Source organism: Leeuwenhoekiella sp. W20_SRS_FM14 (assembly GCF_052119605.1).
Lineage (GTDB): Bacteria > Bacteroidota > Bacteroidia > Flavobacteriales > Flavobacteriaceae > Leeuwenhoekiella.
This window is the reverse complement of record NZ_JBGQOK010000007.1, coordinates 88,351-114,285: the sequence shown is the minus strand read 5'-3', so window position 1 is coordinate 114,285 and position 25,935 is coordinate 88,351. Positions and strand designations below refer to the sequence as shown.

The 25,935-nt window shown below is 36.9% G+C and carries 18 protein-coding genes; 17 read left to right on the top strand and 1 reads right to left on the bottom strand.

The window, feature by feature from the left end; all coding sequences use genetic code 11:
• The first annotated feature begins 51 nt into the window (after positions 1 to 51).
• From ACEN25_RS13135 to ACEN25_RS13080, 12 genes are all read left to right on the top strand, one after another.
• Positions 52 to 1,398, top strand: coding sequence for a c-type cytochrome (locus ACEN25_RS13135; protein ID WP_441803316.1), 1,347 nt, complete (start codon positions 52 to 54; stop codon positions 1,396 to 1,398).
• A gap of 57 nt (positions 1,399 to 1,455) precedes the next feature.
• Positions 1,456 to 4,548 (top strand): TAT-variant-translocated molybdopterin oxidoreductase, encoded by a 3,093-nt coding sequence (locus ACEN25_RS13130; RefSeq protein ID WP_441803315.1) that lies wholly within the window; start codon positions 1,456 to 1,458, stop codon positions 4,546 to 4,548.
• 31 nt (positions 4,549 to 4,579) lie between these two features.
• Positions 4,580 to 6,367 carry an NrfD/PsrC family molybdoenzyme membrane anchor subunit gene (gene nrfD, locus ACEN25_RS13125; protein ID WP_441803314.1) on the top strand — a complete coding sequence of 596 codons (1,788 nt, stop codon included), beginning with the start codon at positions 4,580 to 4,582 and terminating at the stop codon, positions 6,365 to 6,367.
• Between the two features lie 3 nt (positions 6,368 to 6,370).
• The gene (locus tag ACEN25_RS13120) at positions 6,371 to 6,910 is read left to right on the top strand and encodes a DUF3341 domain-containing protein (RefSeq protein WP_028377436.1); all 540 of its coding nucleotides are present in this window, start codon (positions 6,371 to 6,373) and stop codon (positions 6,908 to 6,910) included.
• Positions 6,911 to 6,913: 3 nt separating this feature from the next.
• The gene (locus tag ACEN25_RS13115) at positions 6,914 to 7,597 is read left to right on the top strand and encodes a c-type cytochrome (protein ID WP_441803313.1); all 684 of its coding nucleotides are present in this window, start codon (positions 6,914 to 6,916) and stop codon (positions 7,595 to 7,597) included.
• Positions 7,598 to 7,620: 23 nt separating this feature from the next.
• On the top strand, positions 7,621 to 8,979 hold the full coding sequence (locus ACEN25_RS13110; RefSeq protein ID WP_441803312.1) for a quinol:cytochrome C oxidoreductase: 1,359 nt from the start codon (positions 7,621 to 7,623) through the stop codon (positions 8,977 to 8,979).
• A 26-nt stretch (positions 8,980 to 9,005) separates the two neighbouring features.
• Positions 9,006 to 10,079 carry a cytochrome c oxidase subunit II gene (locus ACEN25_RS13105; RefSeq protein ID WP_028377438.1) on the top strand — a complete coding sequence of 358 codons (1,074 nt, stop codon included), beginning with the start codon at positions 9,006 to 9,008 and terminating at the stop codon, positions 10,077 to 10,079.
• A 27-nt stretch (positions 10,080 to 10,106) separates the two neighbouring features.
• Positions 10,107 to 11,936, top strand: a complete 1,830-nt coding sequence (locus ACEN25_RS13100; RefSeq protein ID WP_028377439.1) for a cytochrome c oxidase subunit I — start codon at positions 10,107 to 10,109, stop codon at positions 11,934 to 11,936.
• 121 nt (positions 11,937 to 12,057) lie between these two features.
• Entirely contained in the window at positions 12,058 to 13,080 is a 1,023-nt protein-coding gene (ruvB, locus tag ACEN25_RS13095; protein ID WP_441803311.1) for a Holliday junction branch migration DNA helicase RuvB, read from the top strand.
• Between the two features lie 12 nt (positions 13,081 to 13,092).
• A complete protein-coding gene (locus ACEN25_RS13090) occupies positions 13,093 to 14,421 on the top strand; it encodes a cytochrome P450 (protein ID WP_441803310.1) in 1,329 nt (442 codons plus the stop codon).
• Complete coding sequence (gene queG, locus ACEN25_RS13085) at positions 14,418 to 15,347, top strand: tRNA epoxyqueuosine(34) reductase QueG (RefSeq protein ID WP_441803309.1); 930 nt, start codon at positions 14,418 to 14,420, stop codon at positions 15,345 to 15,347. Before ACEN25_RS13090 ends, queG begins: the two co-directional genes overlap by 4 nt.
• 177 nt (positions 15,348 to 15,524) lie before the next feature.
• Entirely contained in the window at positions 15,525 to 16,874 is a 1,350-nt protein-coding gene (locus ACEN25_RS13080; protein WP_441803308.1) for an MFS transporter, read from the top strand.
• 7 nt (positions 16,875 to 16,881) lie between these two features.
• Here ACEN25_RS13080 and ACEN25_RS13075 read toward each other — a convergent pair whose 3' ends face one another.
• Entirely contained in the window at positions 16,882 to 17,913 is a 1,032-nt protein-coding gene (locus ACEN25_RS13075; protein ID WP_441803307.1) for a LacI family DNA-binding transcriptional regulator, read from the bottom strand.
• A gap of 158 nt (positions 17,914 to 18,071) precedes the next feature.
• Here ACEN25_RS13075 and ACEN25_RS13070 point away from each other — a divergent pair, with 158 nt between their 5' ends.
• The 5 genes from ACEN25_RS13070 to ruvA all read left to right on the top strand — a co-directional run bounded on the left by ACEN25_RS13070 (position 18,072) and on the right by ruvA (position 25,923).
• Positions 18,072 to 20,702 (top strand): TonB-dependent receptor domain-containing protein, encoded by a 2,631-nt coding sequence (locus ACEN25_RS13070; protein ID WP_441803306.1) that lies wholly within the window; start codon positions 18,072 to 18,074, stop codon positions 20,700 to 20,702.
• Between the two features lie 93 nt (positions 20,703 to 20,795).
• On the top strand, positions 20,796 to 21,965 hold the full coding sequence (locus ACEN25_RS13065) for a glycoside hydrolase 100 family protein (protein WP_441803305.1): 1,170 nt from the start codon (positions 20,796 to 20,798) through the stop codon (positions 21,963 to 21,965).
• Complete coding sequence (locus ACEN25_RS13060; protein ID WP_441803304.1) at positions 21,962 to 22,891, top strand: carbohydrate kinase family protein; 930 nt, start codon at positions 21,962 to 21,964, stop codon at positions 22,889 to 22,891. The genes ACEN25_RS13065 and ACEN25_RS13060 overlap by 4 nt, the downstream gene beginning before the upstream one ends.
• Before the next feature lie 72 nt (positions 22,892 to 22,963).
• Positions 22,964 to 25,270, top strand: coding sequence for an NADP-dependent malic enzyme (locus ACEN25_RS13055; protein WP_441803303.1), 2,307 nt, complete (start codon positions 22,964 to 22,966; stop codon positions 25,268 to 25,270).
• 71 nt (positions 25,271 to 25,341) lie between these two features.
• Positions 25,342 to 25,923, top strand: coding sequence for a Holliday junction branch migration protein RuvA (ruvA, locus tag ACEN25_RS13050; RefSeq protein WP_441803302.1), 582 nt, complete (start codon positions 25,342 to 25,344; stop codon positions 25,921 to 25,923).
• Positions 25,924 to 25,935: the final 12 nt, after the last annotated feature.

Here is a 25,935-nt window from a genome sequence, read left to right as displayed (position 1 = left end):
CTTGGAATTCCTAAGATCGATGCCGCGCTAAGATGACAATTCTATCACACTATGAAACAGGGTAAAAACCTTAATTCAGCTTTTCGATTTTCTTTAATCACTTTAGCTTTATTGCTTTCCTTTTCTTCTTTTGTATATGCTCAAGAAGCGGAACAGCCTGCTGATGGTGCTGCTCAATCAGAAACCTCGCCAGCGGTGCAGGGTGGTGATGCGGCTGCCGGAAAAGCTTTATTTAACGCAAATTGCGCAGCTTGTCACAAATTGTACACTCGTGCTACTGGTCCGGCTTTATTTGAAGTTACCGAAAGACGCGACAGAGAGTGGTTGTATCAGTGGATTAAAAATAACCGTGCATTAATTGACGCGGGAGATCCGGAAGCTTTAGAAGTGTATAATGAATACAATCAAACTGCAATGAACTTGTTTCCGCAGTTGACTAATGCGGACATTGATGATATTCTTGCGTACACGAATACGCCTAAGCCTGAAGCTACAGCTCCTGCTGCTGTTGCTGGTGATTCTGCTCAAGGTGGTGGAGGTGGAGTATCTACCACTATAATATTGGGAATTCTTGCTGTAATCCTGGTGATGCTTGTTGCGGTTCTTTTTCTTGTAAACAGCACTTTGAGAAAATTTGCAGTAGCACAAGGGGTAGAGCTTCCGGTTAAGGAAGTCCGTAAGCCTATTTATAAAGCATTTGTTGAAAATCAATTTTTAGTATTGGTTTCTGTTATCGTATTGCTTTTAGGAGGAGCTTACTTTGCTTATGGGTGGATGATGCAGGTAGGAGTTGATCAGGGGTATGAGCCAATTCAGCCTATACATTATTCACACAGAATTCATGCTGGTGAGAATCAAATAGAATGTAAATACTGTCACTCTTCAGCAAGAACAAGTAAGCATTCTGGAATACCTTCTTTGAATGTATGTATGAACTGTCATAAGAGTATAGGCGAGGTTGCTGATAATACTTCAGAATTCTCATCAGTTACTGAAGACTATTCAAAAGAGTTTTACGATAAAGAAATTCAGAAATTATATAAAGCAGCGGGTTGGGATCCTGCGACGCAATCATACACTGGGGAGACTCAGGCTGTAGAATGGGTACGTATTCATAACCTACCAGATTTCGCATATTTCAACCACTCGCAGCACGTTAGTGTTGCTGGGGTTCAGTGTCAAACGTGTCATGGTCCAGTTGAAGAAATGGAGATTATGTATCAATTTGCTCCGTTAACTATGGGGTGGTGTATAAACTGTCATAGAGAGACAAATGTTAAGATAGATGGTAATCCATATTATGAGAAAATTCATGAGGAGCTTTCTAAAAAATATGGTGTTGAGCAATTGACGGCTGCGCAAATGGGAGGTCTTGAATGTGGTAAGTGCCATTATTAATAAAATAGAATACGTGTTGTTTTATCTCGCGTTCCAAAATAAATAACAATAGATTTTATGTCATCAAACAAGAAATACTGGAAAAGTGTTGAAGAGCTAAATGAAAATAGCTCTATTGTTGAGGCGCTTAAACAGAATGAGTTTGCGCAGGAGATTCCTACAGATGAGTTTCTGGGCGACAAGAATTCGTTAGATGCTTCTTCTACCACGCGTCGTGATTTCTTAAAATATGTAGGTTTTTCTACAGCTGCTGCTACATTAGCTGCCTGTGAAGGTCCTGTTGTGAAATCAATACCTTACGTAGTAGCTCCAGAGCGTATAACTGTAGGTAAAGCAGAGTATTATGCGTCTACAATGGCAGATGGTTTTGACTTCGCTAGTGTATTGGTTAAAACTCGTGAGGGAAGACCTATTAAAATTGAGAATAATAAAATGGCCTCTGCTTTAGGAGGTAATAATGCTCGTGTGCACGCTTCTGTATTGTCTATGTACGATACAAAAAGATTGCAAGGGCCAAAAATAAATGGAGAGGATGTTTCGTGGGATGAGCTTGATGAAAATTTAGGTTCTAAACTTAAATCTCTAGGAGGAAAAAGTATTGTGTTGTTGACGCAAACTTTTGCGAGTCCATCAACGTCAAAATTAATTGCAGAATTTTCTGCAGCGTATCCTAATGTTAAGCATGTAACTTATGACACTATAAGTGAGAGTGCAGCATTAGATGCTTTTGAAAGTAAATATGGAATGCGTGCATTACCTGATTACGATTTTTCTAAGGCAGAAGTTATTGTTTCTTTTGGAGCAGATTTCTTAGGAGATTGGCAAGGTGGTGGTTTTGGACCGGGCTACTCAAAAAGTAGAGTTCCTCAAAACGGAAAAATGTCTCGTCACATTCAGTTTGAGGCAAATATGACCTTGTCTGGAGCTAATGCAGATAAGCGTGTGTTAATGACGCCAAGTGAGCAGAAAAAAGCTATAACTGCATTGCAAGGTTTAATTGCTGGCGGTGGGTCTAACACAGGTCTTTCACCAGAACTTGATAAAGCTGTTAAAGCTGCTGCAGCACAATTACGTAATGCTGGTAGCAAAGGTGTTTTTGTTACAGGTATTCAGGATGCAAATGCTCAGCTAGTTGCATTATCTATAAATGAATCTCTTGGTAGTGTTGTTATAGATACACAATATCCTAAAATGACTCGTCAGGGTGATGCTAAGGCTGTTAAGCAATTAGTAGCTGACATGAACTCTGGTTCAGTAGGTGCTTTATTAGTAATGGGTGTTAACCCGGCTTACAGTATGCCTAATGTTGAGGAGTTTAAAGTTGGTTTAGAGAAGGTTGATGTTCGTGTTTCTTTCAATATGAAAGAAGATGAAACCGCTTTATTGTGTAATTATCTTGCACCAACTCCACACTATTTAGAATCTTGGGGTGATGTAGAGATTAAAAAGGGTCAAATTTGTTTGACGCAGCCTACCATAAGACCATTATTTAGTACTAGACAATTTCAGGATTCTTTATTGACCTGGACCGGTAGTACACAGACGTATTATGATTATTTAAAAGCAAATTGGAGTAACTCTTCAACTAGCTTTAATCAAGCTTTGCACGATGGTATCGTGTCTGGCACTATAAACACAGAAGCAACCGCTGTTACTGAAGAAATGAATTCAGTTTCTGAAAATGGATCTTTAACACTAGCGAGTGCATTATCTGCATTAGCTCAGGATGGTGAAACTTCTGGAAATGGTTTTGATTTAACGCTCTATTCCAGTACGGGTATGGGTGATGGTCAGCAAGCTAATAACCCTTGGTTACAAGAATTTCCTGATCCTATTACAAGAACTTCTTGGGATAACTTTCTTACTATGTCAAAAGTTGACGCAGATAAGTTAGGTGTTGAGAATGAGATTACTTCAAAGGGAGAGCTTAATGGTAGCTATGTAACCATAACATTAGATGGTGTTAAACTTGAAAATGTACCAGTATATATTCAGCCAGGTCAGGCTCCAGGGTCTGTAGGACTTGCTTTGGGTTATGGTAAAACTGCTGCTGTACAGGATGAAATGAAAGTAGGTGTTAACGCCTACCCATTATATAAAGATTTTAGTGCAACTCAAAAAGTTGAAATAACTAAAACTAGTGGATGGCATGAGTTTGCCTGCGTTCAGATGCAGAATACAATGGCTGGTCGTGCAGATGATATTATCCGTGAGACTACATTAGAGATCTTTAATACTAAAGATGTTCATGCCTGGAACCCTGTAGCAGAGGTTGATTATAACCACTCTGAGATTGAGGTTAGAGATAAGAATGCAGATATTTGGGAATCTTTTGATGATACTGTAGGGCCACATTTTAATCTTTCTATAGATTTAAATGCGTGTACCGGTTGTGGTGCTTGTGTTATTGCGTGTCACGCTGAGAATAATGTTCCTGTGGTAGGGAAGCAAGAAGTTAGAAATTTTAGAGATATGCATTGGTTGCGTATTGACCGTTACTATTCTTCTGAAGATACCTTTGCTGAAGAAACTAAAACGCTTGAAGAGCTTCCGGCTTTTGACTCGTATTCTGTAGTAGAAGTTCAGTCTTATGATAATCCTGAGGTAGCTTTTCAACCTGTGATGTGTCAGCATTGTAACCACGCTCCTTGTGAAACTGTGTGTCCTGTTGCTGCAATAGGTCACGGTAGACAGGGTCAAAACCAGATGACATATAACCGTTGTGTAGGTACACGATATTGTGCAAACAACTGTCCATATAAAGTACGTCGTTTTAACTGGTTCTTATATAGTGAAAACGATGAGTTTGATTACAATATGAACAATGATTTAGGTCGTATGGTTCTTAATCCAGATGTTACTGTGCGTTCTAGAGGGGTTATGGAGAAATGTTCTTTCTGTATTCAAATGACTCAGAAGACCATTTTAGATGCTAAACGTGAAGGTAGAGTAATTAAAGATGGTGAGTTTGCAACAGCTTGTAGCAATGCTTGTGATAATGGTGCTATTAAGTTTGGGGATGTGAATATTCCAGATTCAGAAATCGTAGAATTGAAAAATGATAAACGCAAGTATTACTTACTTGAAGATATAGGAGTTAAACCTAATGTATTCTATCAGGTAAAAATTAAAAATACTGCTGAAGCTTAAAATTTTTTAAAATAAATATCAATATATTAATATGTCGTCACACTACGAAGCACCCATAAGAGAGCCTTTGATTCTTGGAGAGAAATCTTACCACGATATCAGTGTAGATGTAGGAGCTCCTATATTAGGAAAGGCCAATAAATCTTGGTGGATTGTTTTTTCTATAGCGCTTATCGCATTTTTGTGGGGTTTAGGCTGTATTGTTTATACAGTAACTACCGGAATTGGGGTTTGGGGTCTTAATAAAACAATTGGCTGGGCCTGGGATATTACCAACTTTGTTTGGTGGGTAGGTATTGGTCACGCCGGTACCTTGATCTCCGCAGTACTTTTATTGTTCCGTCAAAAATGGCGTATGGCAATTAACAGGTCTGCAGAAGCGATGACAATTTTTGCTGTTGTTCAAGCTGGTTTATTTCCTATAATTCACATGGGTCGCCCTTGGTTGGCGTATTGGGTATTACCTATTCCTAACCAGTTTGGTTCGTTGTGGGTAAACTTTAATTCACCACTACTTTGGGACGTATTTGCAATATCAACCTATCTATCTGTTTCGCTTGTTTTCTGGTGGACAGGTTTACTTCCAGATTTTGCAATGATTAGAGACCGTACCAAAAGTCCTTTTCAACAAAAGATTTACGGTATATTAAGTTTTGGATGGAGCGGTCGTGCAAAAGACTGGCAACGTTTTGAGGAAGTATCTTTAGTGCTTGCAGGTTTAGCAACACCGTTAGTACTTTCAGTACATACTATTGTATCATTTGACTTTGCTACTTCAGTTGTTCCGGGATGGCACAGTACGATTTTCCCTCCTTACTTTGTTGCTGGTGCAATATTTTCAGGATTTGCTATGGTACAAACATTACTTCTTGTAATGCGTAAAGTTGTAAATCTTGAAAATTACATAACAATTGTTCATATTGAATTTATGAATAAGGTAATACTACTAACAGGTGGTATTGTAACTGTTGCCTACTTAACCGAGTATTTTATTGGTTGGTATTCTGGTGTACCTTATGAGAATTATACCTATTTGTCTTTTGGTGCTGCTACTGGACCTTACTGGTGGGCCTTCTGGGCATTAATTATATGTAACCTAATTGTGCCGCTTACGCTATGGGTTAAAGCTTGGAGAAGAAATATAGTTTGGACCTTTTTTGTTGCCCTTGTTATTAACATAGGTATGTGGTTTGAGCGTTTTGATATTATTGTTCTTTGTTTGAGTAAAGACAGATTAACATCTTCTTGGACAATGTTCTCTCCTACTTTTGTAGATATTGGAGTATTTGTTGGGACTATTGGTTTCTTCTTCGTATTATTCTTATTATATGCTCGTACTTTCCCTGTAATAGCTCAGGCTGAAGTTAAGAGTATCCTTAAGTCGTCAGGAGCTCGTTACAAGAGAATTAGAGAGTCTGGAGAAGATCTTGCAGGAACAGCTGCAGATAGTCGTACTTCTAATTATGCTGAGCGTACAACCTTAGCTTCTGCATCAAATAATGATAAAACATATCTTCAAGCTACAGTTAATGCAGATGCATTATTAAATACTGAAGCTAAAAAAGCAGAGGTTGATTTGATGTTGTCACGAATAGGTATTTACGATCCAGCAACTCAAACGGCAGATGATTTGAAGCTGATAAGTGGTGTGGGTCCTGTACTTGAACAGAAATTACATCAGTTGGGTATTTATACCTACGATCAGGTAAGTAAAATGACAAAAACAGAATATGATTTGTTAGATGAGATCATTGATGCTTTTCCAGGAAGAGCTGAACGTGATGATTGGGCAGGTCAGGCACAAAAACTTAAACAATAAAATATGGCATCAGCAAACGTTTTACATGCGCTTTACAACGATGATGATATTCTCATGAAAGCTGTGAAGGAGTTACGTGCTAAAAAGTATAGAATAATTGAAGTGTACACTCCTTTTCCAGTACACGGTCTAGACAAAGCAATGGGGCTTGCTCCAACGCGTCTAGCAATAACTTCTTTTATTTATGGTCTTATAGGATTGAGTGTGGCAACTTTAATGATGAATTTCATTATGATTGAAGATTGGCCAAGAAATATAGGTGGTAAGCCTAGTTTCTCATACTTACAAAATATGCCCGCTTTTGTACCAATTATGTTTGAGTTGACCGTATTTTTTGCAGCTCACTTAATGGTTATTACATTTTATTTGAGAAGTAAAATATGGCCTTTTCAGAAAGCTGCTAATCCTGATGTAAGAACAACAGATGATCATTTCTTAATTGAAGTAGATGCTGCAAATCACGATCTAGATGCGCTTTCTAAGTTTCTATATGACACGGGAGCTTCAGAAATTAGTTTAATTCATAATGAAGAACACGCTTAACAAATGAGAAATAATATTCAAATATTAGGCTCTTTGATGTTGCTCGTTATTTTGGCATCTTGTCAAAATAAAGACTATCGTAATTATCAATATATGCCTAACATGTACCAGGAAGTAAGTTATGAGGCTTACGGTAATTATGAGGTATTTCCAAATGGAATGGAAGCTATGATACCCGCAGAGGGTTCTGTTTCTCGCGGTTGGATGCCATATGAGTACGAAAATAGTACAGCAGGTTATGAAGCTGCTAAAGCAACATTGGTAAATCCGGTTCCTTACACTGAAGATAATTTAAATGAAGGTAAAGAATTATATACTATTTACTGTGCAATTTGTCACGGTGATAAAGGTGATGGTAAAGGAACTTTAGCCAAGCGTGAAAAGATTTTAGGTGTACCTGCATATAATGATCAGGGAAGAGCAATTACTGAAGGTAGTGTTTATCATGTGACCTATTATGGTATAAATACTATGGGTTCTTACGCTTCTCAAACTACAGAGCGTGAATTATGGTTGATTAATCATTATGTTATAGATCTTAAAAACGAATTAGACGGTAAGCCTAAAAGAGCCTTTGATTCTGATTCTAGTGCAGATGATGAAGCTGTTTTAACTGAAGAAGAAGCAACTGATGAGGGGGCTGCTACTAATGCAGCTGTCACAGAGGAAGCTCATATTGAAGAATAATAAAGCCAGGATATTTCAAAATTATGTATACATTTTCTAGTAAATTAAGACTTTTCGCCATTATTAGTATGGTACTTGGGTTAGTTGGCTTGGTCTATGGCTTTCTTTCTGTTCCGGCTACGGTAGAGGAGGCAAGCGCGGTTTTAGCCTCTCACGATGCCCATCATGAGACTACTGATAATCATGAAGAAGCCAGTTTTATAGATGAAGCTCGTCAGGAGCACGGTTATTCTGAAGCTGCTATGGCTAAAGATAAGGATATGGGACATAATGCTCATGAAGATGAAGAGCATATGGAACATGTTTTACATCAAATGCAAAGTAAACCATGGTCTGCTGCTTTCATAGCTGCATTCTTTTTTATGATGATAGCTTTAGGTACTTTAGTATTTTATGCGATTCAGACAGCAGCTCAGGCAGGATGGTCTCCGGTACTTTTTAGAGTAATGGAGGGTATTACACATTATTTACTTCCTGGATCTATAATTGTTCTACTTATTGTGGTATTCGCAGGTGAGCATTTTTATCCCTGGCAAAATCACGAGTTAGTTGCAGAGGATCAAATATTACAAGATAAGTCAGGTTATTTAAATTTTCCTTTCTGGCTAATACGCTCTATTATTTATGTTGCAGGATGGAATTTATATAGATTCTTTGCAAGAAAAAATAGTCTTGCTATGGATACGGCAGAAGACGATAGGCCTTACAAAAACCTGTTTAAATTCTCAATATACTTTTTAGCCTTTTTCTTATGTACAGAATCTACAATGGCTTGGGATTGGTTCATGTCAATGACTCCACATTGGTACAGCACACTTTTTGCCTGGTATATTTTAGCTGGTATTATGGTATCTGCAGTTACCGTTATAGCTATGGTTACCGTTTCACTAAAGGCAATTGGTAAGCTCGAGTTTGTTAATGACAGTCACCTTCATGATTTAGCCAAGTTTATGTTTGGTTTCAGTATTTTCTGGACTTATTTATGGTTTGGTCAATTTATGTTGATTTGGTATGCAAACATACCGGAAGAAGTAACCTATTTCATTTTAAGAATTCAGGAGTACAATCCTATTTTCTTCGGAATGTTAATATTGAACTTTGTATTTCCTATTATCATATTAATGAATAGTGACTTTAAACGAGTTTCCTGGTTTGTAGTTATAGCTGGTACTATTATACTTGTAGGTCATTACATAGATATATTCTTACTTGTGATGCCATCTACAGTAGGACCATACTGGTCTTTCGGAATTACAGAATTCGCAGCTATATTATTTTTCCTAGGATTATTTATTCTTATGGTGGGCTTAGGCTTATCTAGAGTGTCGTTGAGACCTAAGAATAATCCATTCTTAGTAGAAAGCGAGCATTTTCATTATTAATATCAACGAACAGAAAAAACACAACAATGACCGTTTTTTTAGTACTTATTGTAATTATACTTTTTGCTGTAACATTATGGCAAATGAGTAAGATATATGCACTATCTAAAGGCAAGTCGAAAGATGAGTCTGGTGAAGTTGCAAATGATAAAGACAACAGCGTCAATGCAAAATTGATGGTGATGTTTACAGTTTTCCTTTATTTCTTAATGTTCTATTGTTTCTGGCATTATTCAAAATTTTATTTACCAGAAGCTTCATCTGAGCATGGTAGCAAGTATGATAATCTTATGTTTATCTCTATTGCTTTAATCATGTTTGTACAGATTATAACGCAATTTTTACTTCACTTCTTTTCTTATAAGTATAAAGGTGAAAAAGGAAAACGCGCATTGTTTTATGCCGATAATGATAAGTTAGAATTCATCTGGACCATTATACCTGTAATCGTACTGGCGGGTTTAATTATCTACGGTTTATTTACCTGGTCAGATATAATGAATTTTGAGGAAGACGAAGATGCACTAGTGATTGAATTATATGCCCAACGTTTTAACTGGAAAGCCCGTTACTCTGGTGAGGATAACACATTAGGTAATGCTAACGTTCGTTTTATAGAAGGTATTAATCAATTAGGTATTGATCCTAGCGATGCAGACGGCCAAGATGATATCGTGACGCAAGAATTACACTTACCGGTAGGTAGACAAGTAATTTTTAAATTACGTTCTCAAGATGTATTGCACTCCGCTTACATGCCTCACTTTAGAGCACAGATGAACGTAGTGCCTGGTATGATTACACAATTTTCATTTACACCTACGGTAACTACTGAAGAGATACGTACTACAGATTATATGCAAGATAAAATGCGTACAATTCAGAAAATACGTAATGATAAGAATAAAGAACTTGCTGCTGCTGGTGAACCGGCTCTAGACAATTATGATGAGTTTGATTATTATTTGCTATGTAATAAAATTTGTGGCAAAAGTCACTACAATATGCAAATGAAAATAATAGTAGAGAGTCAGGAAGATTACGAGGCTTGGATTAAACAACAAGAAACGTTTAAAACTAGCATTGCAGGTCAAGAATAAAAAAAATTACTAAAAAGAAATTAGATTATGTCAGCACATTCAAATGCACTGGACCATGCTCACGATGATCACGATTCACATCACGATCATCACCAGACTTTTATAAGTAAATACATTTTTAGTACAGATCATAAAATGATCTCTAAACAGTATTTAATTACTGGTCTTATAATGGGTATTATTGGTATTGCTATGTCTATTTTATTTAGATTGCAATTAGCGTGGCCAGAAAAAAGTTTTACGGTTTTTGAAATATTTTTAGGTAAATGGGCGCCAGAAGGGGTTATGGATCCTAGTATCTACTTATCGCTAGTGACGATTCACGGTACTATAATGGTTTTCTTTGTACTTACCGCCGGTTTGAGTGGTACTTTTAGTAACCTTCTTATTCCGCTTCAAATAGGTGCTCGTGATATGGCTTCAGGATTTTTGAATATGGTCTCTTATTGGCTATTTTTCCTGTCTGCTGTAATTATGTGTTGTTCTTTATTTGTTGAATCTGGACCTGCAGCTGCCGGTTGGACTATTTATCCACCATTAAGTGCATTACCTAATTCAATTTCTGCGGCGGGTACCGGTATGACATTGTGGTTGGTTTCAATGGCTATTTTCATTGCGTCATCACTGTTAGGTTCACTTAATTATGTTGTGACTGTTATTAATTTGCGCACAAAAGGAATGTCTATGACCAGACTTCCACTTACAATCTGGGCGTTTTTTGTAACCGCTATCATTGGTATTGTTTCATTCCCGGTATTATTGTCTGCAGCCTTATTACTTATAATGGATAGAAGTTTTGGTACTTCTTTCTTCTTATCAGATATATATATTGGAGGTGAGGTACTACACAATAGTGGTGGTTCTCCAGTACTTTTTGAACACTTATTCTGGTTCTTAGGTCACCCGGAAGTATATATTGTATTATTGCCTGCATTAGGTATATCTTCAGAGGTTATTGCAACAAACTCGCGTAAACCTATTTTTGGTTACAGAGCGATGATTGCTTCTATTTTAGCTATTGCATTTTTATCTACGATAGTTTGGGGTCACCATATGTTTATTTCAGGTATGAATCCTTTCCTGGGTTCTGTATTTACCTTTACAACTTTGTTGATCGCTATACCCTCAGCAGTAAAGGCATTTAACTACATAACCACTTTATGGAAAGGTAATCTGCAGTTTAACCCAGCGATGTTATTTTCTATTGGTCTTGTTTCTACCTTTATTACGGGTGGTTTAACAGGTATTATCTTAGGAGATAGTACGCTAGATATAAATGTTCACGATACCTATTTTGTAGTAGCTCACTTTCACCTGGTAATGGGTATATCTGCATTGTATGGTTTATTTGCTGGTGTTTACCATTGGTTCCCCAAAATGTTTGAAGGTAAAATGATGAATAAAAATCTTGGTTATGTTCACTTTTGGGTGACGGCTATAGGCTCTTATGCAGTATTTTTCCCAATGCATTTTATTGGTATGGCCGGTTTACCGCGTAGATATTATTCAAATACTGCTTTCCCATATTTTGATGATTTAGCAGATGTAAATATTCTTATTACAATAGCTGCAATAGTTACTGCTGCTGCTCAACTCGTATTTTTATACAACTTTATTGTTTCAATTTTCTACGGTAAGAAAGGAGAATTAAACCCTTGGAAATCAAATACGTTAGAATGGACTACAGGTCACGAACACATTCACGGTAACTGGGCTGGTGCAATACCAAGCGTGTATCGCTGGCCTTATGATTACAGTAAACTCAATGAGGATGAAAGTGATTATGTTATTGCAGGTCAGGATTATGTTCCTCAGACAGTTCCACTTCAACCAAATGAAGAAGAAATGAATCATTAAGATTTAAAATAATTAAATCTAAAAGCCCGCTCATCTAGCGGGCTTTTTTATTGTTAATGATTAATTTAGGCTAATACTTTGTATGTATTTTGCCTGAGTTTTGAATTAGTATATTTACACTATGAATGAGAATTTAGATGCCAGTGGTGAAAGCTTCAGTAGAGAAGAACACGATATAGAACGAGCATTAAGACCCTTAAGTTTTGATGATTTTTCAGGTCAGGAACAGGTTATAGAAAACCTTCAGATATTTGTACAGGCAGCTAATAGGCGAGGAGAAGCATTAGATCATACTCTGTTTCACGGCCCTCCGGGTTTAGGGAAAACCACACTTGCTAATATTTTAGCCAATGAACTTGGTGTGAGTATAAAAATCACCTCGGGTCCGGTTTTAGATAAACCTGGTGATCTTGCCGGTCTTTTAACAAATCTAGAAGAGCGAGACGTTCTTTTCATTGATGAGATACATCGTTTAAGTCCTATTGTAGAGGAATATTTATACTCTGCGATGGAAGATTATAAGATAGATATTATGATCGAAAGTGGGCCAAACGCCCGTACGGTTCAGATTAATCTCAATCCTTTTACATTAATAGGTGCAACTACACGATCTGGGCTTCTTACGGCACCTATGCGAGCTCGGTTTGGTATATCATCACGTTTGCAATATTACGATACCCAATTGCTAACGACCATAGTACAGCGCAGTGCTGAAATATTAAATGTGCCTATAGATATGGAGGCTGCAATTGAAATTGCGGGTAGAAGTAGAGGTACTCCGCGAATAGCAAATGCCTTGCTACGTAGGGTACGTGATTTTGCTCAAATTAAAGGCAATGGTAAAATTGATATTGCTATTGCGCGCTTTAGTTTAAAGGCACTAAATGTTGATGCTCACGGTCTCGATGAGATGGATAATAAAATACTTTCTACAATAATAGATAAGTTTAAGGGAGGGCCTGTAGGTATTACAACATTAGCAACTGCGGTATCAGAAAGTGCAGAAACCATAGAAGAAGTGTATGAACCTTTTCTAATTCAACAAGGATTTATAATGCGTACACCGCGTGGTCGAGAGGTGACCGAAGCGGCCTATAAACACCTGGACAGAATAAAAGGTCCTGTTCAAGGTGGCTTATTTTAATTGTTGAGCACTATGCAAAAAATACCTCAGGTTTCGCGCCTAATGTTTATTAAATCAGCGCGAGCTATTTTAAAGAATCCGCTTCCATTTCATAAAGAAAACTTTAAACTTAAAGGAAATACTTTTCGGTTAAAGTTGGGTATATCTGAAAGTGTTGTATTTTCTAAAGATCCATTATTCGCACAATATGTGCTTCAGAAAAATCAGAAAAATTATAAGAAGTCTCCTATACAGACTAAAGATCTTGCAAAATATCTGGGGCAGGGTTTATTAACTTCAAACGGAACACACTGGGCAAAGCAGCGTAAACTTATTCAACCTGCTTTTCATAAAAAGCAATTAGCCACTTTAATTGATAAGATTGAACAAGCTGTCATTTCTGAAATTGAAAATATCGAAGTAAATAAGCCTTTCGATATTTTTCCCATTTTTAATGATCTTGCTTTCCAGACTGTCGTGAAAGCTTTGTTTAGTAGTGCTGTAGATCAGAAATCTATAAACAGACTGCAATACATTACTGAAACAGCTCAGGAAATGATGGTCAGAGAATTGAGACAACCGTATTTAATATGGTGGTTTAAATTTTCTGGACAGTTAAATAGCACATTAAAACTCACTCAGGAGGCACGGCAAATTCTAAAAGATTTAGTCAAAGAGCGTCAAAACCAAAATAAACGACAGGATGATTTGTTAGATATGCTTCTTGATGCGCGTTACGATGACGGTTCTGCCATGGCAGAAGAGCAGCTTATAGATGAGATTTTAATACTATTTACAGCCGGACACGAGACTACCTCTAATGCATTAACTTTTACTGCAGAATTACTTGCCAGGCATCCAGAAGTTCAGGATAAATTATATGCTGAAATAAGCGAACTAGATAATGAGAATGACCTTTTACTTAAAATCAAAAGTTTGCAGTATGTAGAGCAGGTTGTAAATGAGTCTATGCGACTTTATCCTCCTGCATATTTTATAGATCGAGTAAGTATAGCGGCAGATTCATTTTCAAGTTATGAAATTGCTCAAAATACGAGCTTACTTTTTTCTATTTATGAAATTCACAGAGATGCAAATTTTTGGGAAGACCCTAATAATTTCAACCCCGATCGCTTTATTGAGGACACGAGCATTAAGTATTCACCCTATTACTATCCCTTTGGTGCGGGGCCGCGAATGTGCATAGGCAATAATTTTGCTATGTACGAAATGATTTTGGCAATTGCCGAATTAGTTAAGCGTTTTAAAATTGAGTTTAAAGCCAGTCCTATTGAAATTAATCCTTTAATAACCCTTAAGCCTAAAGACGCAATACTTCAGTTTACAAAACGTGAAAATTGATAGATAACAGGTCAAAACATACCCAACTTATTAAAACTGAGGCGCAACGTCTTGGCTTTATGTCGTGTGGTATTTCAAAAGCAGAGTTTTTAGAACAGGAAGCTCCCCGACTTGAGCGTTGGCTCAAAAAAAATATGCACGGAGAAATGGGCTATATGGAAAGTCATTTTGATAAAAGACTTGATCCTACGTTACTGGTTCCCGGGGCAAAAAGTGTGGTTTCCTTGCTTTTAAATTACTATCCTGAAGCGCATCAACGCAAAGACTCTTATAAAGTTTCTAAATATGCCTACGGGACAGATTATCATTTTGTAATTAAAGACAAACTTAAAGAGCTTTTAGATTATATAACTAAAGAGATTGGTGCTGTAGATGGGAGAGCATTTGTAGATTCTGCGCCTGTTTTAGATAAGGCGTGGGCAGCCAAAAGCGGATTAGGTTGGATAGGTAAACACAGTAATTTGCTCACTAAGCAAGTAGGTTCTTTTTATTTTATTGCAGAACTAATTATAGATATTGATCTTGAGTATGATACACCGGTTACAGATCACTGTGGTTCCTGTACTGCTTGTATAGATGCATGTCCTACTCACGCAATAGTAGATGCTCACGTAGTTGACGGCAGTAAGTGTATTAGTTATTTTACCATCGAACTCAAAAACGAAATACCATCCTATGCGCAGGATAAAATGGATGAATGGATGTTTGGCTGTGATATTTGTCAGGATGTTTGCCCGTGGAATCGATTTTCTAAACCTCATAATCAGCCTTTATTTAGTCCCAATCAGGCAATTTTAGACTATTCTAAAAATGAATGGGAAGAACTTACGCAAGATTTATTTTCAGAAATCTTCAGGAAATCACCGGTAAAACGTACTAAATATGCTGGTTTAATGCGGAATATAAAATTTATAAAGCCAAAATAGGTAATATAGTATCTTAAGGTAATAAATTATAATTTCTTGTTAATATAATAGCATATTCTTGTATATTGACCGCTGTTTTTAGTGATCTAATTCTCGAAAGCGTTTGCGTTTTCTGTATTGCTATTTTAAAACAACTTTCTATTTCTACATTTAATTATAATCTATTAATATTCTTTTATGAATAAGATATTGAGTGCAATTAATAAACCTAAACTTTCATTCTGGCAAATTTTCAATATGAATGTTGGTTTTCTCGGTATTCAGTTCAGTTTTGGACTTCAGCAAACAGCCATAAATCCTATCTTTTTATTTTTAGGTGCTTCAGAAGATATGCTGCCTATCTTAAATATTGCAGGACCCATTACGGGACTTGTGATTCAGCCAATAATTGGTGCTATTTCTGATAAAACCTGGTTGCCAAAATGGGGTGGCCGAAGAAAACCTTTCTTTCTTGTGGGAGCGCTAATAGGAAGTTTGTGTTTATTTGCTTTTCCATACAGTCCGGCACTCTGGTTTGCTGTAGGTTTACTTTGGATCCTTGATGTGGGTAATAACATGGCGATGGAGCCCTATCGTGCTTTCGTGGGAGATAAATTACCCGCTAAGCAATTGAGTTTAGGATATCAAATGCAAAGTCTTTTTGTGGGCGCAGGTATAGTTCTTGCAAACGCTTCAATCTTCCTATTTCAAGATTGGTTTGGTGGAGGCGATGTAGCTGATGCTGCAGGCTCTATACCAAAATGGTTGTATTATTCATTTTTTATAGGAGCTGTACTTTCGGTAGGAACAATTTTGTGGTCTGTTTTAAAAACTCCTGAAATCCCACCTACAGAAGAGGAACTTGAGGAAATTAACCAGCATAGAGCACTTCCATTTTCAAAACGTTTAAAAATACCATTTATTGAGATTGCAAGCACCATTAAAGAAATGCCTCGATTTATGTGGCGTGTTGCAGGAGTGTATTTATTTCAGTGGTATGCATTATTTATTTACTGGCAGTTTACGGTGCCTTTATTTAAAACAACAATGGGCTTCAATACTTCACAGGCAGCTGCACAGGCAGCAAAGATGAGTACGACTTATAATATCACCACTATTGTAGTAGCATTAGCACTAGTGCCGTTAACTTTAAAATTTGGGGGACGTAAAGTGTATTCTTTAAGTCTTTTTGGTTCTGCACTAGCACTGCTTACAATACCCTACATTACAGATCCTATACTAGTATTATTACCTATGATCTTATTCGGAATAGGATGGGCGGCGATGATGGGAATCCCGTACACGATGGTTTCTAAAATTGTTCCTCAGAAAAAAAGAGGTATTTATATGGGTATTTTAAATATGATGATTGTAATCCCAATGGGTATTCAAACAGTCTCTTTTGGTCCTATTTATAAATATTTATTAGGTGGTAATGCAGTAAATGCAATACTTTTTGGTGGTGTATTCTTTATGATCGCAGCAATTTTGGCATTACGACTAAAGCCAAAACATGCAGAGAAAGTATTTGAAGAGACAGCAGAATAATGTATTACTAAATAATTGTATTATTTGTTGAATCACGGGTTATTAAAGCAGTAGGTAAAACTACTGTTTTATGCTTTATAGCGGTTTTTTGTTTACCTGCGTTCAATTCTTTCAGCAATAATTTAAATGCTTTTTTACCCATTTTAAACCCGGGTTGATCTACTGTGCTCAATGTGGGCGTAATTGCAGAAGATACAAACCAATTACTAAATCCTATTAAAGCAATATCCTGTGGCATTTTTATACCCTTTTCATTAAAAACTTTAATGGCGCCTACCGCAACTTGATCTGCACCCGTGAATAAACCATCTATGTCTGTATGATCTTGAAGTAGTTTTTCTGCATTTCTAATGCCGTCTTCAAAATCTACAGCAGGGCATTCGTAAACTATAGATGGGTCGTACGGAATATTGTAATCTTTTAATGCCTGTTTGTACCCTAGGAAACGGTCGATTGCGTTTTGAGGAATAAGTGTTCCTCTAAAATGAGCAATGCGTTTACAGCCATTTTTTAATAAATGAGAGGTAGCCATGTACGCTGCTTTGCGATCATCAATAACAACTTTAGAACAGGGTACAACCTTAGCTATCTTATCAAACATCACTAATGGAATTTTACGTTCTATGACTTCTAAAAGATGCTTAAAATCATCAGTCTTATTTGCGAGCGAAATTATAATACCATCTACACGTTTATCAATAAGAAGATCTATTTGCTTTTTTTCTAACTCATAGGATTCATTAGACTGAAGAACTATTACGAGATATCCTTTTTTTTCTGCAAGTTCTATAATGCCGTTAACAACCGTCGAAAAAAAATGATGTACAACATCAGGAATGATCACACCTATAATTCTAGATTCTTTAGTTCTTAAATTAACAGCAAACGAGTTTGGTTTGTAATTGAGACTTTCAGCGATCTCAAGAACTTTTTTTCTGGTTTTAGGGCTTACATCTTTATAACCTTTCAAGGCTTTTGAAACGGTAGTAATAGAAATGTTTAATTTTTCTGCAATATCTCTTAAGGTCGTCTGTTCCATACTCAAATTTAAACATTGTAGTATTAGCGCAACTATTTAAATGAAAATCGAAAACGTTTTCGGCTAAATCGAAAACGTTTTCGATTATTTTTTAATCATTTCTACTTTATAAGTCTATTTAATTTGAGGGTATCAAGTAATCATTAAATCATATTAAGATGAGATTAAATAGGTTTTCAAACGTTTTCTTACTAGTACTATTTTTAGTAATAGGATCTGGCCTTATGGCACAATCAACTATTTCCGGAACTGTAAAAGATAATGCTGGTATGGCATTGCCGGGAGTAAATGTTATTCTTGAGTCTATGAGTAAAGGCTCTGTTACAGACTTTGATGGGAATTATACTATTACAGATGTTGCTGATGGCACTTATTCAATACTAGTATCTTATGTAGGTTTTAAAACTGAAAAAAGAGCGATCACAATTAACGGAGAAGATGTGGTTTCTAACTTTGATTTACAAACTGACGCACAATCTTTAGATCAGGTAATTGTAACAGGTGTGGCAAACCCAAGATCACGTATAGAATCTAGTGTTTCGGTTACTAGCTTAAAACCAGAAGTGGTTCAGCAATCTGCGCCAAGAAGTACCGCTGAGATTTTTAGAACCATACCGGGTATTCGTTCAGAATCTTCAGGTGGTGAAGGGAATGCGAACATCGCAGTACGTGGGGTGCCTATTTCTTCCGGCGGATCTAAATATGTACAATTACAAGAAGATGGTTTGCCAGTATTATTGTATGGTGATATATCTTTTGGTACAGCAGATATATTTACCCGTTTTGACAGCAATGTAGCTCGTATCGAAGCTATACGTGGGGGTTCTGCATCAACATTATCTTCAAACTCTCCGGGTGGTATTATAAACATCATTAGTAAAACCGGAAAACAAGAAGGCGGTTCTGTAGGAACTACTTTAGGTCTTGATTACAGTAGTTTCCGTACAGATTTTGATTATGGGGGTAAGATAGGTGACGGTTTATATATGCATATGGGTGGTTTTTACCGCGTAGGTGAAGGTGTGCGTCCTGCAGATTTTACTGCAAATAATGGAGGCCAGTTTAAATTTAATATCACTAAGGAATTTGAAAAAGGCTATGTGCGTTTAAGCGCCAAGTATCTCAATGATCGTGCTATCGCTTATCTTCCGGGACCGGTTGCCGTTTCAGGTACTAACGCAAACCCTGAGTTTTCAGATTTAGCTAATTTTGATGCAACTCGCGGAACACTGCATACCCCATTTCTTGAGCAAAATGTAGGTTTTGGTCCTGATGGTGATTTGCGCAGATCTAAAATTTCTGACGGTATGAACCCAGTTAGTACTTCAGTAGGTCTTGAGGCTTCATTTGATTTAGGGAACGATTTTAAGATTAAAACAAACGGAAGATTTAGTATGAATAAAGGAAGATTTGTATCTCCTTTCCCTGCGCAGGTTGCAACTGCTGGTGCGCTACTAGGTGATGATTTTGCTGCCGCTAACAACTGGAGTTCTTTTCAATATGCAAATGGTGATGGCGCCGTAGCCAATGATGCGGTTTTAGCGCGTATTCATCTATTTGATACAGAGCTTAACAACTTCAATAACTTTATGAATGATATTAAGCTTACTAAGAAGTTAAATAACTTAAACGTTACTTTAGGTTTCTTTAAATCTATGCAAAATATCTCAATGTCCTGGTTGTGGAATTCCTATCTGCAAGAAGTATCAGATGATAATGCGCGTTTAGTAAATATAGCTGATGCAGCGGGTAATTCTTTAAGTGAAAACGGACTTTATGCATACGGGACACCATTTTGGGGCAATCTACATCGTAATTATGATACGCGTTATAATGTATCTGCACCCTATGTTAACTTAGGTTTTGAAGCTTCAGAAAAATTAAATTTTGATGCAAGTTTACGTGTTGATTTAGGTAGAGTTGATGGTACATTTACTGGTGGTACTTCAAGACAATTTGATGTAAATAATGATGGTGTTATATCTGTGCCAGAACAAAACGTTTTTGCTGTAGATAATGCTAATGCAACTACTGTTAACTATGATTATGATTATGTATCGTATTCTGTAGGAGCTAATTTATTGCTAACAGATCGTCAGGCGGTATTTGGTAGATATAGCCGTGGTGCTTCTGCAAAAGCAGATCGTATTTTATTCTCAGGTTTAAATTATCTTGATGGTGATGCAATTAATGGTTTAGATTTTATCAACCAGGCAGAATTAGGATATAAAAACAACTTTGAGAAAGGTGCACTTTATGTAACTGCTTTTTACGCTAAAACTATTGAAGAAGGCGGGTTTGAAGCAACTTCTCAAACTATTATAGAAAATGATTACAGATCACTAGGTCTGGAGATTGAAGGTTCTTATTCCTTTGAAGATTTTAGCTTAAGAGGAGCTCTTACTTATACAAATGCGAAGATAGATTCTGGGGCTAATGAAGGAAATAAGCCACGTAGACAGCCTGACTTTATTTTTAACGTAATCCCTACTTACGATTTTGGTGCTGCAAAGCAAAATTCTGTAGGATTAAGTTTTGTAGGTCAAACTAAAGCGTATGCTCAAGATTCAAATGAACTTATTCTACCGGGATTTGTTTTGGTTAACAGTTTTGTTAAAGTAGGTATTACAGAGTCTTTAAGCGCTAATATTTCAGCAAATAACATTTTTGATTCTTTAGGTATTACTGAAGCTGAAGAAGGAAGTATTATAGAAGGACAAACAAATTTTGTTAGAGCAAGAGCTCTAAGCGGTAGATCGTTAAGCCTTTCACTCAACTATTCGTTCTAAACCCCCTTATTATAATTAAATTGTATTGTAGTGGATTAATTCTCAGTAATTAATCCACTACTTATTTAAAAAATAACCAAACAAGTTTTAGTTATGATAGAATACAATAAAGCAAAAGAATTACTTCATAAAGTAGCTTCTCCACAAGGTTTTCTTGCAAGCGCCAACGATATTTCAAATTATAGGAGAGTTTGGGCACGTGATGGTGTTATATGCGGTTTAGCTGGTTTACTTGATGGTGATAAAAAGCTTACTGAAGCTTTTAAACAAACGCTTATCACATTAGCAACACATCAACATAAGCTTGGTAATATTCCTTCAAATGTTCATTTTGCAGAAACAGGTGTTGAAATCAGTTTTGGAGGGCTAGCCGGTCGTGTAGATACAGTTTCCTGGTTTATAATAGGAGTTTGTCAATATGTACATAAAACGGGAGATACCGCTTTTTTAAAATCTATGAGTGAGGCTATAGAAAAGGGGTTTGCATTAATGCATAGTTGGGAGTACAATGATGGAGATTTAATGTATGTACCACGCAGCGGAAACTGGGCTGATGAATATCCTACTCAAGGTTTTATTTTATATGATCAATTACTTCGTGTCTGGGCTATGCGTTCGTATCTAAACCTGGTGGAAGATGCAGATTTAAAGTCTAAAGTAAATACCATTGAAAGTAAACTCGTCAAAAATTATAAGCAGCGTGGTGAGCAAGAAGCTGTTTATCATCCTAAAGCATATTCTAATCTTGATAAAAAACCGTATTGGGTAGCATCATTGGAGCCTGCTGGTTATCAAACGCAGTTTGACGCATTTGCTAACAGCCTTGCACTTATGCTAAAATTAGGAAGTCAAGACGATCAGGATGAGTTACTCGCTTATACAGAAACTACTCGTAAAGAATTAAAAACAAATCTCCTGCCGGCTTTTTGGCCTGTAATTAAAGAAGGAGATGAAGACTGGCGTTTTCTTACAAATAATTGTAAGTATGAGTTTAGAAACTATCCCTATGAATTTCACAATGGGGGAACCTGGCAAATGGTTAATGGTTTTTATGGCCTGGGGCTTGTGCACTTAGGAAAACAAGATATAGCACAAGAGGTGTTAGGTCACATAAATACTTTAAATGCCTATGAAGATTGGTCATTTTACGAAAATTTTAATTCTCAAACAGGGGCGCCTAATGGTGTGCCTTATTGTACCTGGAGCGCAGCTGGTTCTATTTTAATACAACAAGCTTTAAACGGTAATACACTTGCATTATGAAAAAAGATATAGATATTATTTGCGCAGGTGAGATTCTTATAGATTTTATAGGAATGCAGGATGACGTTTCTATAAAAGAGACAACTTCATATTCTAGATATTTAGGAGGAAGCCCAACAAATGTAGCCGTTAATACTTCTCGATTAGGACTTAACCCTCGTATTGTTTGTGCAGTAGGTAATGATGGTTTAGGAGATTTTATGCTTAGTAAACTTGGTGCATATCATTTAGATACTCAAAGTGTAGGTGTTCGGGAGTCGCAACCTACGAGTGTGATTTTAGTTTCTAAAACTACAGGAACTCCAGATTTTATAGCTTATAGGGAGGCTGATAAGGAGATTTATGAAGAGCAACTTTCTCAAGAGCTGCTGCAGCGTTCAAAAGTTTTTCACACCACCTGTTTTGCATTGAGTAAAAAGCCTGCGCAAACAAGTATTATGGCTGCGGCGAAACGCGCTAAAGAATTGGGTTTGAAATTAAGTATAGATGTCAATTTTAGTGAGCGTATCTGGCCAGAACGAGAAGAAGCAGTTGAGGTGATTAAATCTTATTGCAGTTACAATCCTTTAGTTAAAATAAGTGAAGATGATATGTTTCGCTTATTTGAAGTTCACAAATCACATGAAGAGATATTTGATTTTTTCCATAGTAATGGTGTTGATCTGGTTTGCTTAACACTAGGTGCTGCTGGTGTAAAAATAGCCAGAAGGGATGCTGAAATTTTAGAATTCCCAGCTTTAAAAATTGAATTTATAGCAGATGCTACAGGAGCAGGAGATGCTTTTTGGTCTGGTTTTCTATTTGGATATTTATCTGGTTTTAATGATAAAGAAGCAGCTCAAACCGCATTAAAAATGGCTGCTTTAAAACTTCAGTACCTGGGTAGCATTCCCGAAGATGTAGATGTTTTGGCTAAAATAAGCTAAAGGAAAAGAGGTCATTTCTTAGGGTGATTCAATAATAGGTTTACTTTTGTAATACGAGTAAATCATTAAATTATGAGTAAAGAAAGTAAGCGAAGAGAAGCTTTAGTTTATCACGCAAAACCTACTCCTGGGAAAATTGCGGTAGTACCAACCAAGAAATATTCATCACAGCGCGATCTGTCATTAGCCTATTCTCCCGGCGTTGCAGAGCCATGTTTAGAAATTCAAAAAGATATTGAAAATGCCTATAAATACACAGCTAAAGGAAATCTTGTAGCTGTAATTTCTAACGGAACCGCAGTTTTGGGTCTAGGAGATATAGGGCCTGAGGCATCTAAGCCGGTTATGGAAGGTAAAGGATTACTCTTTAAAATATTTGCCGGCATTGATGTTTTTGACATTGAAGTAGGTACAAAAGATGTAGAAGAATTTATTGCAACGGTTAAAAATATCGCTCCCACATTTGGAGGGATTAACCTTGAAGATATAAAAGCTCCTGAAGCATTTGAGATTGAGCGCCGTTTAAAAGCAGAGTTAGATATACCGGTTATGCATGATGACCAGCATGGTACAGCTATAATTTCTGCCGCTGCTTTACTCAATGCGGTGGAGCTTACCGGCAAGAAACTAGAAGATGTGCGCATCGTAATTAGCGGTGCGGGTGCCGCAGCTGTGTCATGTACCCGTTTGTACAAAGCCTTTGGAGCATCACCTCAAAATATTGTGATGTTAGATAGTAAAGGGGTTATACGTAGCGATCGAGATTCTTTATCTGAAGAAAAGGCAGAATTTGCTTCAGATCGTAAAATAGATACCTTAGATGAGGCGATGGTTGATGCAGATGTTTTTATAGGTCTTTCTATAGCAGACATCGTTACACCAGATATGCTGTTGTCTATGGCACCTAACCCTATTGTATTTGCAATGGCAAATCCTAATCCTGAGATTGATTACGAGTTGGCAACAAGTACACGTAAAGACATTATTATGGCTACCGGTCGTTCAGACCACCCTAATCAGGTAAATAATGTTCTTGGTTTTCCCTTCATTTTCCGTGGTGCTTTAGACGTTCGCGCTACTAAGATTAATGAAGAGATGAAAATGGCAGCTGTAAAAGCTCTTGCCGAGTTAGCAAAAGAATCGGTTCCTGAGCAGGTAAATATTGCCTATGGAGAAACCCGTTTAAATTTTGGGACAGATTATATTATTCCAAAACCATTTGACCCACGATTAATTACAAAAGTACCTCCTGCAGTGGCAAAAGCTGCTATGGAAAGTGGTGTGGCACGCGAGCCTATCACAGACTGGCAGAAATATGAAGACGAATTGTTAGATCGAATGGGGTCTGATAATAAGATCGTACGTCTTATACTTAACCGTGCAAAGACAGATCCTAAGCGTGTGGTTTTTGCTGAAGCAGATCAACTCGATGTGATGAAAGCTGCTCAAATAATTTATGATGAGGGTATAGGTACTCCCGTTTTGTTAGGAAATAGAGAGACCATTATTGAGCTTATGGAAGAGCTTGATTTTGAAGCAGATATTGAGATAATAGATCCTAAGACGCCAGAGGAAAAAGTAAATCTTAATAAATATGCTCATATATACTGGCAAGGTCGTAAACGTAAAGGAGTTACACTTTTTGACGCTCAAAAGCTGTTGAGACAACGTAATTATTATGCTGCAATGATGGTAAATGAAGGCGATGCAGATGCAATGATTACCGGTTATAGCAGTAGCTACCCTTCTGCAGTTAAGCCGGTTTTAGAAGTTATAGGAGCAGCGCCTAATGTTCAAAAAGTTGCTGCGGCAAACCTCATGAACACGAGTAGAGGTCCTTTGTTTTTAGCAGATACTTCTATAAATATCGAGCCTACTGCAAAAGAACTGGCTAAAATTGCTTTGATGACTGCGCGTACAGTTAGGTTATTTGGTATGGAGCCGGTTATAGCAATGATTTCGTATTCAAACTTTGGTTCTTCAAAAAACCCACAGGCAGATAAAGTTAGAGAAGCGGTGGCTTATTTACATAAATATTATCCAGATTTAGCCGTTGATGGTGAGGTGCAGGCAGATTTTGCGTTGAATGCAGAGTTGCTAAAAAGTAAATTTCCATTTTCTAAATTAGCAGGTAGAAAAGTCAATACGCTAGTATTCTCAAATATAGACTCAGCTAATATCATGTATAAGATGATTAAGGAGCTCAATAATGCAGATAATATAGGACCTATAATGATGGGTATGAATAAGCCTGTTCACGTACTTCAGTTAGGTGCTAGTGTTGACGAGATAGTAAATATGGCGGCAGTTGCAGTTATAGATGCTCAACAAAAAGGTAAAAAGTTACAAGATGTTCTTTTAGGTCAATCAAAAGTCTAATACACAATCTAACAGGCTTCAATTGTGCTAATTAATTTTAGTACATTTGAAGCCTTAACTTTTTTAGCTAGATGATTACTTTTTTGAAGGGCAAGTTGGTCGAAAAAAACCACACAGATGTCGTTATTGATTGTCAGGGTGTAGGATATTTTGTAAATATTTCGCTACATACCTTTTCACTTTTGCCAGAAGGAGAGCTTATTATGCTCTACACATATCTACATATAAAGGAGGATGCTCATACACTTTATGGCTTTGCTCAAAAGTCAGAACGTGAGATATTTAAACTATTAATATCTGTGAGTGGTGTGGGTACAAGTATTGCACGTACTATGTTATCTTCATTAGATCCTACGCAGGTAAAGCAAGCCATTGCAACGGGAGACGTAAGAACAATTCAGGGTGTAAAAGGAATAGGTGCTAAGACTGCTCAGCGTGTAATTCTTGATTTAAAAGATAAAATTCTTAAAGTTTACGATGTTGATGAAGTTTCGGCGGGAACATGCAATACCAATAAGGATGAAGCGTTATCAGCTTTAGAGACTCTTGGCTTTGTACGTAAACAAGCAGAAAAAGTTTGCGATGTTATCGTGCGTGAAAATCCTGATGCTACTGTTGAAACTATTATAAAATTAGCTCTTAAAAAACTTTAATAGACTTTGGTT

Coding starts and splice junctions, on each gene's coding strand:
- ACEN25_RS13065 (WP_441803305.1), top strand. CDS start 20,796: ATGATAGAATACAATAAAGCAAAAGAATTACTTCATAAAGTAGCTTCT.
- ruvA (WP_441803302.1), top strand. CDS start 25,342: ATGATTACTTTTTTGAAGGGCAAGTTGGTCGAAAAAAACCACACAGAT.
- ACEN25_RS13115 (WP_441803313.1), top strand. CDS start 6,914: ATGAGAAATAATATTCAAATATTAGGCTCTTTGATGTTGCTCGTTATT.
- ACEN25_RS13070 (WP_441803306.1), top strand. CDS start 18,072: ATGAGATTAAATAGGTTTTCAAACGTTTTCTTACTAGTACTATTTTTA.
- ACEN25_RS13135 (WP_441803316.1), top strand. CDS start 52: ATGAAACAGGGTAAAAACCTTAATTCAGCTTTTCGATTTTCTTTAATC.
- ACEN25_RS13090 (WP_441803310.1), top strand. CDS start 13,093: ATGCAAAAAATACCTCAGGTTTCGCGCCTAATGTTTATTAAATCAGCG.
- ACEN25_RS13110 (WP_441803312.1), top strand. CDS start 7,621: ATGTATACATTTTCTAGTAAATTAAGACTTTTCGCCATTATTAGTATG.
- ACEN25_RS13075 (WP_441803307.1), bottom strand. CDS start 17,913: ATGGAACAGACGACCTTAAGAGATATTGCAGAAAAATTAAACATTTCT.
- nrfD (WP_441803314.1), top strand. CDS start 4,580: ATGTCGTCACACTACGAAGCACCCATAAGAGAGCCTTTGATTCTTGGA.
- ACEN25_RS13100 (WP_028377439.1), top strand. CDS start 10,107: ATGTCAGCACATTCAAATGCACTGGACCATGCTCACGATGATCACGAT.
- ACEN25_RS13055 (WP_441803303.1), top strand. CDS start 22,964: ATGAGTAAAGAAAGTAAGCGAAGAGAAGCTTTAGTTTATCACGCAAAA.
- ACEN25_RS13080 (WP_441803308.1), top strand. CDS start 15,525: ATGAATAAGATATTGAGTGCAATTAATAAACCTAAACTTTCATTCTGG.
- ruvB (WP_441803311.1), top strand. CDS start 12,058: ATGAATGAGAATTTAGATGCCAGTGGTGAAAGCTTCAGTAGAGAAGAA.
- ACEN25_RS13060 (WP_441803304.1), top strand. CDS start 21,962: ATGAAAAAAGATATAGATATTATTTGCGCAGGTGAGATTCTTATAGAT.
- ACEN25_RS13105 (WP_028377438.1), top strand. CDS start 9,006: ATGACCGTTTTTTTAGTACTTATTGTAATTATACTTTTTGCTGTAACA.
- ACEN25_RS13120 (WP_028377436.1), top strand. CDS start 6,371: ATGGCATCAGCAAACGTTTTACATGCGCTTTACAACGATGATGATATT.
- ACEN25_RS13130 (WP_441803315.1), top strand. CDS start 1,456: ATGTCATCAAACAAGAAATACTGGAAAAGTGTTGAAGAGCTAAATGAA.